15 protein-coding genes are annotated in these 15,144 nt (G+C 32.9%); 4 read left to right on the forward strand and 11 right to left on the reverse strand.

Annotated elements, in window-relative coordinates:
* Window positions 1-29 precede the first annotated feature (29 nt).
* Window positions 30-1,439: a DUF5723 family protein gene (locus IEV50_RS16935; RefSeq protein ID WP_188416610.1), complete on the forward strand. Its 1,410-nt coding sequence runs from the start codon at window positions 30-32 to the stop codon at window positions 1,437-1,439.
* A gap of 4 nt (window positions 1,440-1,443) precedes the next feature.
* Here IEV50_RS16935 and tsaB read toward each other — a convergent pair whose 3' ends face one another.
* The 4 genes from tsaB to rpmH form a co-directional block, all read right to left on the reverse strand.
* Window positions 1,444-2,130 (reverse strand): tRNA (adenosine(37)-N6)-threonylcarbamoyltransferase complex dimerization subunit type 1 TsaB, encoded by a 687-nt coding sequence (gene tsaB / locus IEV50_RS16940; protein ID WP_188416612.1) that lies wholly within the window; start codon window positions 2,128-2,130, stop codon window positions 1,444-1,446.
* A gap of 58 nt (window positions 2,131-2,188) precedes the next feature.
* A complete protein-coding gene (yidD, locus tag IEV50_RS16945) occupies window positions 2,189-2,419 on the reverse strand; it encodes a membrane protein insertion efficiency factor YidD (RefSeq protein WP_188416614.1) in 231 nt (76 codons plus the stop codon).
* On the reverse strand, window positions 2,403-2,801 hold the full coding sequence (locus tag IEV50_RS16950; RefSeq protein ID WP_188416616.1) for a ribonuclease P protein component: 399 nt from the start codon (window positions 2,799-2,801) through the stop codon (window positions 2,403-2,405). Before IEV50_RS16950 ends, yidD begins: the two co-directional genes overlap by 17 nt.
* A 67-nt stretch (window positions 2,802-2,868) precedes the next feature.
* Window positions 2,869-3,027, reverse strand: coding sequence for a 50S ribosomal protein L34 (gene rpmH / locus IEV50_RS16955; protein ID WP_010601723.1), 159 nt, complete (start codon window positions 3,025-3,027; stop codon window positions 2,869-2,871).
* 267 nt (window positions 3,028-3,294) lie between these two features.
* Here rpmH and IEV50_RS16960 point away from each other — a divergent pair, with 267 nt between their 5' ends.
* Window positions 3,295-3,783, forward strand: coding sequence for a hypothetical protein (locus tag IEV50_RS16960; protein WP_188416618.1), 489 nt, complete (start codon window positions 3,295-3,297; stop codon window positions 3,781-3,783).
* 40 nt (window positions 3,784-3,823) lie between these two features.
* Here the strand turns inward: IEV50_RS16960 and IEV50_RS16965 are convergent, their stop codons facing one another.
* From IEV50_RS16965 to IEV50_RS16975, 3 genes are all read right to left on the reverse strand, one after another.
* A complete protein-coding gene (locus IEV50_RS16965) occupies window positions 3,824-4,558 on the reverse strand; it encodes a LytR/AlgR family response regulator transcription factor (protein WP_188416621.1) in 735 nt (244 codons plus the stop codon).
* A complete protein-coding gene (locus IEV50_RS16970; RefSeq protein ID WP_229746776.1) occupies window positions 4,533-5,597 on the reverse strand; it encodes a sensor histidine kinase in 1,065 nt (354 codons plus the stop codon). Before IEV50_RS16970 ends, IEV50_RS16965 begins: the two co-directional genes overlap by 26 nt.
* Before the next feature lie 165 nt (window positions 5,598-5,762).
* Complete coding sequence (locus IEV50_RS16975; protein WP_188416623.1) at window positions 5,763-6,530, reverse strand: LiaF transmembrane domain-containing protein; 768 nt, start codon at window positions 6,528-6,530, stop codon at window positions 5,763-5,765.
* A 130-nt stretch (window positions 6,531-6,660) separates the two neighbouring features.
* On the opposite strand from IEV50_RS16975, the gene IEV50_RS16980 reads away from it, so the two are divergent.
* Complete coding sequence (locus IEV50_RS16980) at window positions 6,661-7,533, forward strand: ChaN family lipoprotein (RefSeq protein ID WP_188416625.1); 873 nt, start codon at window positions 6,661-6,663, stop codon at window positions 7,531-7,533.
* 38 nt (window positions 7,534-7,571) lie between these two features.
* Here IEV50_RS16980 and mscL read toward each other — a convergent pair whose 3' ends face one another.
* The gene (mscL, locus tag IEV50_RS16985; RefSeq protein WP_188416627.1) at window positions 7,572-8,021 is read right to left on the reverse strand and encodes a large conductance mechanosensitive channel protein MscL; all 450 of its coding nucleotides are present in this window, start codon (window positions 8,019-8,021) and stop codon (window positions 7,572-7,574) included.
* 164 nt (window positions 8,022-8,185) lie between these two features.
* On the opposite strand from mscL, the gene rpoN reads away from it, so the two are divergent.
* Window positions 8,186-9,661, forward strand: a complete 1,476-nt coding sequence (gene rpoN, locus IEV50_RS16990; protein WP_188416629.1) for an RNA polymerase factor sigma-54 — start codon at window positions 8,186-8,188, stop codon at window positions 9,659-9,661.
* Between the two features lie 254 nt (window positions 9,662-9,915).
* Here the strand turns inward: rpoN and IEV50_RS16995 are convergent, their stop codons facing one another.
* From IEV50_RS16995 to IEV50_RS17005, 3 genes are all read right to left on the reverse strand, one after another.
* Complete coding sequence (locus IEV50_RS16995; protein WP_188416631.1) at window positions 9,916-10,929, reverse strand: PorP/SprF family type IX secretion system membrane protein; 1,014 nt, start codon at window positions 10,927-10,929, stop codon at window positions 9,916-9,918.
* A gap of 2 nt (window positions 10,930-10,931) precedes the next feature.
* Window positions 10,932-14,477 carry a PKD domain-containing protein gene (locus IEV50_RS17000; RefSeq protein WP_188416633.1) on the reverse strand — a complete coding sequence of 1,182 codons (3,546 nt, stop codon included), beginning with the start codon at window positions 14,475-14,477 and terminating at the stop codon, window positions 10,932-10,934.
* A 479-nt stretch (window positions 14,478-14,956) separates the two neighbouring features.
* Window positions 14,957-15,097 (reverse strand): Sec-independent protein translocase subunit TatA/TatB, encoded by a 141-nt coding sequence (locus IEV50_RS17005; protein WP_188416635.1) that lies wholly within the window; start codon window positions 15,095-15,097, stop codon window positions 14,957-14,959.
* Window positions 15,098-15,144 lie beyond the last annotated feature (47 nt).

The raw sequence follows: 15,144 nt of genomic DNA on the forward strand, positions 1-15,144 counted from the left end.
CAATAAACTCAAGCCAAAACCCATCATTAATGAAGAAACTTATACTTGCTATCATTCTCCTTGTATCATTCAACACCAGTTTTGCGCAACAGTATGCTTTGTTTGGTACCAAAACCATATTTGATGCCTTTGAAAATCCATCTCAAAAATCGTTCACATTAGATTCTTCCAGAAAATTTTCTTCGAACTTTTTCCTGCCTTATTTCGGTGTTAATGGCGCTACTAAAGGAAGTGCCGAATCCGTTATTCGTAGGTTAATGGTTGATGGCGTAAACGACACCAGAGATTTACCAATTGGAACGGGTGAAGTAAATCATTTTTATCAAAACAGCAATGTATATCTGCTTACTTTAAGGCTTTTCCATTCTTACAAATACCAAAAAGAAATGGGTTTTGCATGGCAAATTAGGTCAGATTCTCAAATTGATTATACGAACGAAACACTTGCCATATTTGATTCTTACAACAGATTTCCTGAACAAACTCAATTGAATGATATTTTTAATACCAAAGGTTATCAGCAATCTTATCATCAATTTAGTTTCACTTACCGCGAAAATTATAATAAGAGATTAGCTTTTGGAGTTAAAGCAAGTTTGTTAAGTGGAATTGTTTACAACGATTTAAATATTTCAGATTCTTATCTATTCGTAGATCGCTCAAATAACTCCTTAGACTTACGCTTGGCAGGAACCTACTCTAGTAATTTTAATGACCAGAATAAAATTAACAGAAATACAGTGATTCCTAATTTTAAGAATCCGGGAGTATCCGTTGGTTTTAGCACGAATTATACCACCAAAAAAGGATTGTTTTTAATGGCTAACATTAAAGATTTGGGCTTTATTTGGTGGAGAAAAAATACCACCAATACTACTGTAAATACTATAAGAACGATTGACGATATTGTATCCAACCAAGGCAATACCAATCGAGAGATAAGAGATATTTTCGAATCCTCAGAACAGCCGAAAAAATTCTTAGCTGCAACCAATGCTAAAGCTGATGTTTATATGTCGAAAAGTTTTGATTTTTATAACCCCGCTATAGCAATTTCAAAAAATCTATTTTACAAAGGAGGCGATATTGCCTTCATAAACACATTTAAATACAACGATTTATCGGCAAGCATAACCCCATTATACAATTTTAACGATGTTTATATGGTCGGTTTGCAAGGCAAATATCAAACGCCTAATTTCGAGTTATTTATGGGTACCGACAACTTAATTTCTTCAGCAAGTACAGCAAGAAATATTATAAGTAACGATGCAACAATAGGAAGTGGGTCTGTTGGTGCATCGTTTTATATGGGTGTTGGAATTAAATTCGGAAGCATTGTAAATCATCCACAATTTAGCGATGTAATGCCAGGCATAAATGATAATGAAGGTGGAAGTTTCTTTAAAAACCTGTTTTCAATATTTAAGAAAAAATAATACGCTAAACTTTTTTCTTGGGTTGTGTTAAAACGAAATCTTTAAGATAGAATGGTTCAAAGTAAGCTACATCTTCAAAATTAGCACTCGTAAAAGCATTCTCTGCTAATAAAGACATGTTACTTGCTGCATTAAAGTTTGAAGCACTAAAAAAAGCATTTGTGTGATTTAAAACATCTGTACATTTCGCCGCACCATCACCTAAAAACGTAATTTTATTAGTCGAAAGTAATTTAGCATAACTATGTTCATCAATAATTTTTGCTGATGTCTCTTCCAATACACTTAGTTGGCTATCAAAAACAGTTGAATAAACCTCCATCCTTCTTGCGTCAATCATCGGGCAAACTAAACCATCATAATCAGGATTTTCTAAAATAAAACCTGCAGCCATCATTTTTAAGGTTTCGATAGCAATTAATGGCTTATCCAAAGCAAAACATAAACCCTTCGCTGTAGAAACCCCGATGCGCAAACCTGTATAAGAACCTGGGCCTTTGCTAATTGCAATGGCATCTAAATCTTTTAATTCGAGTTTAGAAGCAAACATTACTTCTTCAATAAACAAAGTTAAATTGCTTGCATGCAAGTTTAAACCACTTTCCTCTTTCACAACAATAGCTTTACCATCAATCGATAAAGCAACCGAACAAACAGCTGTAGCCGTTTCTATTTGAAGTATTTTAGCCATAACGCAAAGATATCAATAATGGAATATGTAAAATAGAAAATCTGCGATGTTGAAGAAGTTAAGGTACAGGATCGTGACCATATTTGCCCCAGGGATGACAACGACCAATTCTTTTTAAAGCCATCCAACCGCCTTTAAATGGACCATGCTTTCTAATTGCTTCGATTCCATATTGAGAACAAGTTGGAGTAAACCTACAGTTCGCACCCAACATAGGTGAGATCGCATATTGATAAATCCTTATTAACCCTAAAAACAACCAACCGAAAACTCTATTTATCAACTTCATTCGGCTCGATTAACTTAAAAAATCGGTTAAATGTCGCAATTAATTTTTTTTCTACGAAAGAAAATTCATACTTCTCTTTTCCAATAAACTGAATAGAAAATAGAAGCAAGCCTTTATCTGAAGGCAAGTGCGCATAAAATTTTTCTAGCTTATTTAGTCTGTAAGCCTCACGAATGCGACGCTTGAGCAAGTTGCGATCAACGGCATGCTTGTATCTTTTTTTAGGAACATTGATAACAACTTGCGCCCGAACTTCAGACGGCTCATTAATAAAAAGATAAGATACCCTAAATGGATATAATAAAAAAGAAGAACCGTTTTTGAACAGCAGATCTAAATGTTTTCTGCTGCATAACCGTTCTTCTTTCCTGAATGTATACATATTTTTTTGATTGGTAATTGCAGATTTTGATCTGCCAGTCCCGATTACTCGGAAAAGCAATCAAAAATTATGCTTTATGCTTGCGTTCGTCAGAAACTGTTAATCTTTTTCTTCCTTTAGCACGACGTGATGCTAATACTCGTCTGCCGTTAGCTGTTGCCATTCTTTCGCGGAAGCCGTGTTTGTTTCTTCTCTTTCTTTGCGAAGGTTGGTATGTTCTTTTCATGACTGTATATTATCTTATTATAATTTCAAAATTAAGAGGTGCAAATATAAAGTGATTTCTCTACAAATCCAAGCCTGATTAATTTTATTTTTCTATTTGAAAAGCAAATGTAGTAATTCTTTTTAAAATCCTATCTTAACTCAATCTCGGTGGCAGAAAAGAAAGCAATATTTCATGTAATTCTATAGATAATTATTGAATAGCAATTCTTGCTTTATTAAGAGATTTTTAGAAAACGGAAAACGTTAATTAATTATATTTGAACCGATGAGAATTACAAAAACTCCTCTATTGAAAAGTGATATGCAATTATTAAACAGGGCATACCGTATCAGGCTATGGCTTGGAATTTTGTTTATTCTGCCTATTACTTTAGCAACAACAGCTGTTGCCTATCTTATTATTCAAGAATTACGTTCCGAGCAAATTACGACATTAGTTGTTTGTGGTAGTATTTTTGTTTTTATTATTATTTATTTGTTAAAAAGATTTGTGATCCCATTTTACCTGAACTCTTACAAAAACTTATCCAGTAAAGAAAAAATAATTGTTGAGACTAACATTATTAATATAGAAAGTCGTGTTACCAGCAGAGGAATAAAATTTATTGTTGATACAGAGTATAGATTCATTGATTCTTGGTCAGTTTCTATTCTTAAAACGGAATTAAATTATAACGAAATGTTTCAAGGGATGAGTATTAAAATACATTGTCTAGAAAATAATAAAATAGATATACTTTATATAACACGTTAAATAAAACTTAATGTTAATGTTTAAACCATAATTACGATAATTATAAACCCAAAGCAGCCTTTAGTTTTACATAACCAGTTTTACTCACTGGGAGCCAGATATCGGATTTTAGCAATACAACATAACTATCTTTCTCTTTAAGTTCGATTTTAGTTACCTGTGCAAGGTTAATAATATACGAACGATGAATACGGATAAATTGTCCTGCATCAAGCGTTTGCTCAAAAAAGGCCATGGTTTTATTTTTGTAGAATGCACCATCAGCCGTACTTAATTTCACATAATCATCATCAGCCTCTAAATAATTAATGTCTGCAATAGGTATAATTTTGATTATTCCATCTTTTTTAACAACAACTCTATTATTTTGAGCAGGACTCATTGCTGCAGCATCTAAAACAGCTTCTGTATTTTCGGTTTGATGTAATCTCGATGGTAATTTCTGCATAGCCAAATCGAAGCGATTCTTATCAATTGGCTTTAATAAGTAATCAACAGCATTAACTTCAAATGCTTTAATTGCATATTCGTCAAATGCGGTTGTGAAAATTACAGCAAGTTTATCTTCTACTAGTTCAAGCATTTCAAAACCACTTATTTTTGGCATTTGTATATCTAAGAAAACCAGGTCAGGTTTATGCTGGGTTATTGCTTTTAAGCCTTCAAAGCCATCATTACATTCTGCAACAATTTCTATCTCTTTGTATTCTGAAAGGTAAAATTTTACAATATCTCTTGCTAAAGGCTCATCATCGATTAGTATGGTCCTGATCATTTTTTTGAGGAATTTTTAAAGTGGTAATATATAAATTATTTGCCTCAATTTCAGTTTGCAATAGATGAGGGTTAGCAAATAAAAGGTATAATCTTCTTTTTATGGCAGTTAATCCAAATCCCGTTCCTCCAGTAGCCTTCATTTCTGGGTCAAAAGGATTCTGAACCCTTAAATTTAAAACATCATTTTCAACTGAAACATCAATTTTAATTGTTATGCCTGCTGAAGTATTATACAGCCCAAATTTAATTGCATTTTCTACAATTGGTTGTAATAAAGTTCCTGGCAAACACAAATTTAGTGTATCATCGTTTACATTAACTTCAATACTCAAACGATGACTGAAGCGAACTTTTTCTATATCTAAATAAAGTTGAATGTATTCCATTTCTTCTTCAACAGAAACCCAAAGTTCATCATCCCGTTTAAGCGTTCCTCTTAGAAAAGAAGCTAATTTAGTAATCATCACACCGGCCTCTTTCGGGTTTACCATGGTTAAAGCAAAAACAGAATTTAAGCTATTAAACAGAAAATGTGGTTGTAATTGATGTCTTAATTTATTTAATTCTGCTTCTTTTGCTAAATTCTGAGCTGTTAACAATCTACCTTGTGTTTCAGATTGTTCTTCTAACCTATACCATAAAATATTTGCCAAAGCACACCATCCCAAACACATAAAAGAAATTAATCCACGGAAAGGAAATGAAAAATTGTAGAAATCCTGATAATTCTTAAAATCTGTAAAAATGAATAGAAGGGTATATTTTGCAAGATAAATAATAAAAAAAGTGAGTGCCAAAGAGATGATTAGAACATATAAAATTCGTTCATTTTTAGGCTGATAATAGCCAAGCATATTACTAATACTTACACAGGCAATAGCTAATAGGAAATTGGTGATTGTACTATCTGTAAATGAAATCATCCAAGAGAAATTTACCACATAATGTAAGCCTGCAGCACATAAAATTATCCATGCTATTGCAAAAGCAATGGAAATTTTCTGTATTTTTTGAACGGATAATGGTCTGGTTGTCAATTTGTATTAGTTTAGAAAATAGTTATTATAAGTATGAAATTTTCGGATAAGCTTTGGGTGATACTTCCCAAACTTACCCCTCCTACCCATCATTTGATGCCGATTAATTCATCAGAGCTATCGCTTTTCATATTTTAGATTTTGCCTATTCTTGATAAGCAAAATCTAAAAACTCTTAATTTCTATACCACCAAACATTACGGTTCCATCAATCACTAAGGTTTTCTGTACCTCACCAGTAGGAATTAAATGCCCGCGTTTATCTTCTACACTACCAAATATTGGCGTTACGTTCGATTTGATAATCCAGTTTTGTGGTACAACTAATTTAATCCCACCAAAAATTGCAGTAGCATCAAGTGCAATGCTTTCTGTAAAGTCAGCTTGAATAAAATTTAAATCTGCCCCACCAAATACAACCGTAACATCGCCACCTTTTAAATTTTTTGAATAAACAATTTGATTACTTCCACCAAAAACTGCGGTTGCCTCTACAAAATCATGATTGTTTGAATTTTTATCATCGATTAATGGCTCATTTTCTGCTGTTGAATTAAAACTATCAGTAAAACGATTTCTCTTTCTTCTCTTCCACTCTCCTTTTGGTTTAAAAATTAAATAACCTCCTAAAATTACTAATCCAATGCCTAAGGCATATTTTGAGGCATCGAAATTTAATCCTGTAATATCATCTATTGTAAAATAAGAACCGATTAAAACCATAATTAACCACCCAGCCCCTTTAAAATTACGCCTAACGCCAACAAAAAGACCTATTACAATTAAAAGTGTATGCCAGCTAAAAACCCAATGCGGAATATCGAAACCCATATTATCTAAAAGAAATGCAAGTCCGATGAAAACAATTACTAAACCGCTAAGCATTCTACCTGTACGATTAGTAGATAAATTATTATTATTTGAATTTTCCATTTGTGCAATTATTAATAACCAAAAGTATTTATAATGATGTAAGAAATATAGTACTAACCTGCAAAAAAAGGCCAAAAAGCGGTAAGCTGCCTTATTTCATCGGTGAATAATATTTTAGTATTTTAAGGGCATGAAAAATTTTTTATTTGTTCTATCCCTGTTTATCTCAATAAGCGTTTTTGCTCAAACTAGCATCAGTGATTATAAAATATACGATGTAAAAAAGCAAAAGATAATATCGTTAGATGACATTATTATCGACATGGAAAAAGCCGATGTTTTATTTTTTGGTGAAGACCATAATGATTCTATCGGACATAATCTGGAAACTGAAATTTTTAAAAAATTAAGTGAGAAATTCCCTAAAAAAACAGCCTTAACATTGGAGATGTTTTACACTGATACACAACCTATTATAAACGAATATCTTGCGGGTTTAATATCAGAGAAAAACTTTATTAAAGAAGGTAGAGCATGGCCAAATTATAAAGATTATCGCCCAATGATAGAGTACGCTAAAGTACGCAAAATTGAAGTTATTGGAGCAAATGCGGCTACACGATACAGCAATGCGGTAACGAAAGATGGTTTAGAAATATTAAAATATTTTCCTAATAGTTCTTTATCTTTTCTACCTCCTTTACCAATTGATACGGCAATAGGAAGGTATAATGAGAAATTTTCAGAAACAATGGGTGGACATAGCATGGGACCCATGAAAATTTATCAGACACAAAACCTTTGGGATGCAACAATGGCCTGGTCTATTGCCAAATTTACACAAGAACACAAAAAGATGAAAATTTTACAGCTCAATGGAAGATTCCATAGTGATGAAAAATTAGGAACTTTTGCTAAGCTTAAACAATATGTTCCGAAATTACAGCTTTTAAATATTTCATCTTTTTCTGATGAAAACTTTGACAATCCAGATTGGAAGAAATTTGAAAATCTTGGAGATTACATTATTATTACTAACCCAAAAATTAAAAGAAGTTTTTAAAAAATAAGATTCGCAAGCAGCCGCGAATCTTATTTTTTTTATGCTTTAGTTTTAAGCAAATCTCTAATTTCTGTTAAAAGTGTTTCTTCAGTTGTAGGCGCAACCGGCGCTGCAACTGCTGCCGCTTCTTCTTTCTTCTTCATATTGTTAATCGTTTTTACCATAATAAAAACAATTAGTGCTAATAATAAGAAATTAATAGCTACAGTAATGAAATTACCGTAGGCAAAAATTGCTGCATCAGGAGCAGCTTTTTTAGCATCAACCAATGATGCTCCTTTAGGAATAAGTTCTGCGCCTTTACCCATTGCAAAATAAATACTACTAAAATCTGGCTTTCCAACCATAGCCGCAACTATTGGCATAACAAGGTCATCAATAACACTTGTTACTATTTTACCGAAAGCGCCACCAATAATTACCCCAACTGCTAAGTCGAAAGCATTACCTTTAATGGCAAATTCTTTAAATTCTTTTACAAAACCCATATATACAATATTATTTGTTTGATTATTACTAAAGTAACAAACTTTAATATAATTTCAAACGCTTAGGAGATATTTAAAAACAGAGACTTAAAACAGCATTTATTCTATTCTAGAAAATATCTGAGATGATTTGTTTATTTTTGCACTTCTCTTTTATATAAAATATGTTAAAGCAGCATCTACAACAAAAATTATTACAGAAATTATCGCCACAGCAAATACAATTTATTAAATTGTTGCAGGTGCCAACCGTTGCTTTAGATACCCGAGTAAAAGAAGAATTAGAAGAAAATCCTGCGCTTGAAGACCCAAGCTTAATGACCGCTGATGAGCCAAAAGGCGAATACGATGATTTAAATGATGGTCCGGATGATTATGATAAATCATCAGACGATAACAGTAGTACCGATGAATTTAATGTAGATGATTATCTGCAAGATGATAACACCAACGATTACAGCACAAACTACAACAATGGCGATGATGATGAGGAGAAAAAAGAAACGCCAATTGCTATAGAAAGTACCTTTTTCGAGAGTTTACAAGAGCAGTTAGATTTAATTCCACTTTCCGACCAGGATTTTATAATTGGTAAACAAATTATAGGCAGTTTGGATGATGATGGGTATCTACGTCGCCCATTAAGCTCAATGATTGATGATTTGGCTTTTTCTCAGAACGTAATGGTAGAGGAAGAGGATGTACTTGAAATGTTGAGACTTATTCAAAGTTTCGACCCGCCTGGAATTGGTGCCAGAGATTTAAAAGAATGCTTATTAATTCAACTCAAAAGAAAAGATGCAGGTAATCCCATCATTATAAAAGCAATGAATGTTGTTGAAAATTATCTTGATGAATTTACACGTAAACACTACGACAAACTAGAGAAAAGCTTAGGTTTAGATAGTGAAGAGCTTAAAGAGGTTGTAAATGAAATTCTTCGCTTAAATCCAAAACCAGGAGATGCAAATCAGGTTACAACTAAGCAAATGCAGATTATTCCTGATTTCCACATCAGCAATAATGACAATGTTTTGATTTTAACTTTAAATTCAAAAAATGCGCCTGAACTTAAAGTAAGTCGTTCTTACCAGGAAATGTTTGAACATTATGATAAAGCTTCATCAAAAGATAAAAAGCTTAAAGAAGCCGTTCAGTTTGTAAAGCAAAAATTAGATTCGGCTAAGTGGTTTATAGATGCAATTAAACAAAGACAGCAAACTTTGCTTAAAACCATGAATGCCATCATGCATTATCAGTACGAATATTTTTTAACGGCTGATGAAAGAAAAATGCGCCCGATGATTTTAAAAGATATTGCTGATAAAATTGATATGGATATTTCTACGGTATCAAGGGTTGCAAACTCTAAATATGTACAAACTGAATTCGGTACATTTTTATTAAAATCTTTCTTTTCTGAGGCAATTCAAACCGAAAATGGCGAAGAGGTATCTAACAAAGAAGTTAAAAAAATTCTTGAAGATTGCATTGGTAATGAAGATAAACGTAAACCACTTGCAGATGAAAAGCTTACTGATATTTTAAAAGAACGCGGATACAATATTGCCAGAAGAACTGTTGCTAAGTATCGCGAACAAATGAATATCCCTGTTGCCAGATTAAGAAAAGAACTTTAAACTTTATAGTTTTTTGGGTTTTTCGTTGTCTCGTTTTTTGGATTTTTGGTTAGTTGGTTTTTTGGGTTCAAGTTTCATAAAGAATTTTAAAATGTGGATTTGGTCTGGGAAATATACCAATCAGTAGGCATTTGTGATCTTTTATGTCAGAAAACTAACAAACTACCACTGACGAACCAAAGAACTAATAAACAAATCAACTAACAAACTACCCCAAAAAAAACCAAAAAACTAACCATCTAACGAATTAGTAGCTACCACATTCTAATATACGACGGCACTTTATAAATGTTATTCAGTAATAAGCCTAACACAATTTCGTGGCTACCGTTGCTAACAGTGTTTAAATCTGATGTAGTAAAATCATATGAGTAAGTAAGATTAACCATTTTTCCAATATTAAATCCTGCCATTGCTGCAAATGAATCATCCTTTCGATAACTACCACCCAACCAAATTTTATCTTTAAATGCAATTTTCATGTTCAAATCTACTGATACAGGAGCAGGTTGAACATATTTGACCATAATAGAAGGAATTGCTGCAATCTGATCATCTAAAAAAAACTTATAACCAGTTGTTGCAAAAAAATGTGCAACTTCTTTTCCTGTGTTGTAATTATCGGAGTTTGTAAAACTAAGTTTCTGAGATAATACTTGCTGTGCCGAAACGCCCGCGAACAATCTGGCTCCATATAGCCAAATACCAAGGCTAAGATCAGGTCTTAATTGGCTTACTATAGCATTTGATAATGCAGGATCTGTTTGGCTATCAGGAAATGTTAGTGAATTTACATCAAGCTTTATACTTGAAACTCCGGCAGCTGCACCAACAGAAAGATTAAAATTATTACTTAATTGCAAATGGTAAGCATAAGTTACATTTGCATCAATTCTGGATAATGGTCCTGCTTTATCCTGAACTACTGTAACCCCCATACCATGATGTGAAGGTGAGGAAGTATAATTTTGAGTGTAATTTCTATCCATGGGGTCACCGGTTTGCTCAGGAAAAGAGGTTAAAGCATTACTCCAAAGGTGATTATCTCCTAAAGCCCAGTGTGCAGATACAAAGGAAGTTTGAGGTGCATCGGTAATTCCCGACCATTGTTTTCGAAAACCAGCTTTAAAATCAATATAATTTTCGATCCCAGAAAGTGCCGGATTTAATAAATATTGATTAAAAATATACTGCGTATATTGTGGTTTTTGCTGACTGAAGCCTTTAAAACTTACGAATAGCGCTAATAAAATGATATATCTTTTCAATTTTATCTGATTATGGTTAATGGCCCAGTTACTGTTTTCCTCCCATTTCTTGGATTGATAAGATAGTAATAAACACCCACGGGTAAAGGTTCATTCTGATAATTTCCATCAAACGGAAGTTTATACCCATTACTGAAAAACACTTTGCTACCATTTCTATTAAAAACTTCTACAGTAGCGTTAGGGTAGCTATCTAAATACTTTATGTTCCAAACATCGTTAACACCATCACCATTTGGTGTAAATGAATTTGGAGGAACTAAAGCTTGTAAAACTTTAACCGTAACTAAAGTGCTTACCGTACAGCCTTCATCAGTAGTTGCAGTTAATTTATAATCTGTATCTTTTTCCGGCGATGCAATTGGATTTAAAACATCCTCATGATCTAAACCTAGCGATGGTACCCATTTATAAGTTAAACCAGAACCTTCTGCAACTGCGGGAATTCTAACCTGGCCACCCGCAAGTATGTATAAAGTAGTTCCTGCATCAGCAGTTGGCGATTCGTATACATTTATTGTTTTTGAAATTACTTCAGCACAACCATTAGTAGAGGTAAAAGTATAGGTAATTAAATGTGAACCAATGCTTACAGATTTTGGATTGAAATTACCTTCTGCATCAACCCCATCACCAGAATATATACCTGAACCAGAAGTTTCCTCACCTTCTTTTTGATGAGCCTGATTGATAACTACCGAACCATCATTCTGACAGGCAGCAGGAATATCAGCAAACTCTAATATTGGAGATGGTTTAAGCGTAATAATTTTCGAAGTTTCTTTAAAACAGGTCTCTCCTGAATAAGCAACTAACTTTATGGTATAATCTTTAGTAGCCGAACCGCCAAAAGGGGTATAAACTAAATGAATATCATCGGATGTTGGATATATAATCGTTTCAAAAACTTCGGGGTCATTTACAAAATCTTTATAAAAAATTATTTTAGTTATTTTACCAACAAAAGCGGCTGAAGAATTATTAATAATAACATCTTTATTACTACACAAGTTACTTTGGTTCTGAACCATAAATTCGGCTTTTTGAACTGCTCCGTTAACTACAAAATTTTGTGTTTTAGTAGTTACACAACCATTGGCATTTGTAATCTTTAATATTACCGTATAAGCCCCAAAATTTAAATATTTATGCTGGCCATCCTTATCGGTTGACGTATTCGGATTAGCCGTTGTAGATGCAGCATCGCCGAAATTCCACTCATAATTAAAAGCACCTGTTCCATCTTGCGCATCAACAGATTTATTTATAAATAATGCAAAAGCATCAGTTAAACAAATATCTGGCATGCTAAAGTCCGCTATAGGTAAATCCGTAACATTTACATTCTGCGTATAAGCAGTACTCACACAACCTTCGGCCGACGTAGTAATTAAAGAAACCGTATAGGTCCCAGTAGTTGTGTATTGATGAAAAAATGGCAATTTATCAATTTTATCAATTTTTGTTCCATCACCGAAATCCCAGCTCCATTTCGTAATGGTATTCGAACTTTTAAGTGAACTTATTGAAGACTGGTCATTTACTAAATAATCGGTATTTATACAGGTATTTAAATTAGCTGCAAATTTTGAAACAGGTAGAGGAAATATTTTCACTTGTTTTGTAACCACATCAGAAAAACAACCTGTACCAGATTTAACTGATAAACTAACCGTATAAGTTCCTTCAGCAGCATATTGATGTTTTGGATTTTGTTCAGTCAATGTTGTTCCATCACCAAAATCCCATTGCCAATTGGTTATCGCGAAATCGCTTGTATTAGATGAGCTTTTATCAGTAAGTGTGATTTCAGATTTTGCACAGCTGCTGGTAACTAAATCGAAATTTGCAGTTGGCAAATCGTAAATTGTGAAAATATAATTTGTTTCTAAATCGCCACTTTGGCAATTTGAGGCATTGTTAGGAACATGCGCAACAACATTTAAATGATATTCTCCGGAGGTTGTATATGTTTTTTGTGCCGGATAACGATAAACGTAAACAGTTTGCCCATTTAAAGTTTTTGTTTCAGGCGTAAGATTTGTAGTTATAACCACCGGTTCATTATCCAATGTCCAGGTAATTTTATCGGGTTGATATGGAAGGTTAATTTTAAAGTCGACTACTTGTCCAACGCAACCATTAGGACTTTCTTCGTTTTTAGATTCATTAACAACTGTTAAGTAATTATTCGATGATAAATTTGTACCGGCAGAGTATGCGTATGATTCTGCGTTACCAAAACCATAAGCAATTGCATTAAAACCATCATCAGCCGTTAAAGTTAAACTCTTAAAAGTTGAGTTCGCAGAGGTTCCCGTTACTGGAATCTGATTATAAGAATATAGTGTATTGCCCGTAACAATTACCCAAGGTGTAGATGGTGTTACACCATCTACTTTAAAAGTCGATGTCTTAGTTGTTAGCATAAGCACATTAATATATCTTTCGGGAATATTTTGAAGCGTAGATGAAAAAACAGTTACAGTTTTTATGTTAAACTCTACTGGATTAAGTAAAACCATATCAGGGTCGCCCAGTACATTTGCCCCGATAGCCGAAGAACACGTTTGGGTTAAAGAATACTGTGCAACACTAATCAACTTGTCTGCAGTAATAAAAGTTGATTCTGATAATTGCGAACTTTCAACATACGCTCCTTTATCAATGGTATAAGTTTGCCCATTGTAGGTAACTTTAGTATTGTCTTCTTGAGCAAGGATTCTTAATATATATTTCCTGCTTTTAAATGGAACAACTCCATAATTTTTACCCCAACTTACAGTAGGTGTTAATTGCTGGTATAATGGATCCTGAGAACCTGAGCAAGCTATACTTAAAGCTGATGAACCGGAAAATACTGCAAATCTTTTACATGAAGAGATACTTTGATCAACTTCCACATAAACACCTGTCAAATCACTGGTTCCTGAAATGTATTCATAAACATCGCCAACTTTAGACAAGTTTATTGTTTTAATGATACCACTTTTTTCATGAAGTAAAACTGTAGTATTATCTTCTACAGCCACAATGGTTAAGAAATTATTCCCATTGCTACTTTGTGCGTAATTCATAGAATAATACTTCTGCCCTAAAGTTTCGTAAGGTAAAATTAATGATGCGGCAGAACGTGCACCAGCATAAATGTGAGCGTAAACAGAAACTTTAGGTTTGCCATCAGTTACTTTTATATGAATACCTCTGTTCGTTAAAACTTGATTTGCTTCATCTGGCAATCCTGTATTGAATTGCGATATATATGCTTCAGACCAAGTTACTCTAAACTCTACAGCTGTATTGGCTGGGATAGTTTTAGTTTCTGAATAATTCCGACAGCTTACAGTAACTTCTGAATTTGATTTAGATGTAACAAATACGGATAGTTCTGCATGATTGGCAAGCGTTGTACCAGATTGGCTACTTGCTACATGCGTGGGAAAAACAGCCCAAAAATCTGTACCCTCATTAGAAATATTCTGTCCGAAGGCCTTATTTGAAACCGAAATAAATAGAATAACAAAAACGAATAATGCTGCCCTGATCATTATTAGTTTGGTTGGTAAATAGTTTGCATTTATCTAAAAATAGATAGGCAATATACTATTTATGAGTATACAACAGAAGAAACAAATTAAAAATTAACACTTTTTAATAATAAAATTTGTGCTTCGTGTAAAAAAGAAGGTTGTTAGTGTAATTTATTTTTTAAAAGAATAAATTTAAATATAAGTTTAATTCTGTTTTTTTAGAAAAAAACTTGTGAATCAATTAGTTTATTAGCATTTTTTTACCTTATCAGATGGATCGGCACTACAATTTTTTTTGAGAGAATGTTCTAGCCCTTTCATTAGCAACTATATCATTCTGCTCATTAGATTCCACATTTTTATCTAAAAGAATGTTCCAATCATTTAAACCTTTTTACTATTATTTTCAGACTCTTGTTTAATTTTATCTTTAAGTAATCCCATTTGCAAAGCTTTGTTAAACGAACATATTTCAAACTTAATGTTTCAAATTAAAACTACTCTACAGGGGGTTTTTCTTTTGCATCCTTAAATTCTTTCACACTTTTACCAATTCCTTTCATTAATTCTGGTATTTTTTTTCCTCCAAAAATCAAAAGAACAACAACACAGATTAATATAATTTCAATTGCCGACATAAGTTTTTTTTTATCAATGTACGATTAAAAGAATAATAAAGCCTTGA

Origin of the sequence: Pedobacter mendelii, from assembly GCF_014635725.1 — a bacterium.
GTDB lineage: Bacteria > Bacteroidota > Bacteroidia > Sphingobacteriales > Sphingobacteriaceae > Pedobacter > Pedobacter mendelii.

Excerpts from the sequence above, each read along its gene's own strand:
- IEV50_RS16980 (WP_188416625.1), top strand. The coding sequence starts at position 6,661 with ATGAAAAATTTTTTATTTGTTCTATCCCTGTTTATCTCAATAAGCGTT.
- rpmH (WP_010601723.1), bottom strand. The coding sequence starts at position 3,027 with ATGAAAAGAACATACCAACCTTCGCAAAGAAAGAGAAGAAACAAACAC.
- yidD (WP_188416614.1), bottom strand. The coding sequence starts at position 2,419 with ATGAAGTTGATAAATAGAGTTTTCGGTTGGTTGTTTTTAGGGTTAATA.
- IEV50_RS16960 (WP_188416618.1), top strand. The coding sequence starts at position 3,295 with ATGAGAATTACAAAAACTCCTCTATTGAAAAGTGATATGCAATTATTA.
- IEV50_RS16975 (WP_188416623.1), bottom strand. The coding sequence starts at position 6,530 with ATGGAAAATTCAAATAATAATAATTTATCTACTAATCGTACAGGTAGA.
- rpoN (WP_188416629.1), top strand. The coding sequence starts at position 8,186 with ATGTTAAAGCAGCATCTACAACAAAAATTATTACAGAAATTATCGCCA.
- IEV50_RS17005 (WP_188416635.1), bottom strand. The coding sequence starts at position 15,097 with ATGTCGGCAATTGAAATTATATTAATCTGTGTTGTTGTTCTTTTGATT.
- tsaB (WP_188416612.1), bottom strand. The coding sequence starts at position 2,130 with ATGGCTAAAATACTTCAAATAGAAACGGCTACAGCTGTTTGTTCGGTT.
- IEV50_RS16950 (WP_188416616.1), bottom strand. The coding sequence starts at position 2,801 with ATGTATACATTCAGGAAAGAAGAACGGTTATGCAGCAGAAAACATTTA.
- IEV50_RS17000 (WP_188416633.1), bottom strand. The coding sequence starts at position 14,477 with ATGATCAGGGCAGCATTATTCGTTTTTGTTATTCTATTTATTTCGGTT.
- IEV50_RS16935 (WP_188416610.1), top strand. The coding sequence starts at position 30 with ATGAAGAAACTTATACTTGCTATCATTCTCCTTGTATCATTCAACACC.
- mscL (WP_188416627.1), bottom strand. The coding sequence starts at position 8,021 with ATGGGTTTTGTAAAAGAATTTAAAGAATTTGCCATTAAAGGTAATGCT.
- IEV50_RS16965 (WP_188416621.1), bottom strand. The coding sequence starts at position 4,558 with ATGATCAGGACCATACTAATCGATGATGAGCCTTTAGCAAGAGATATT.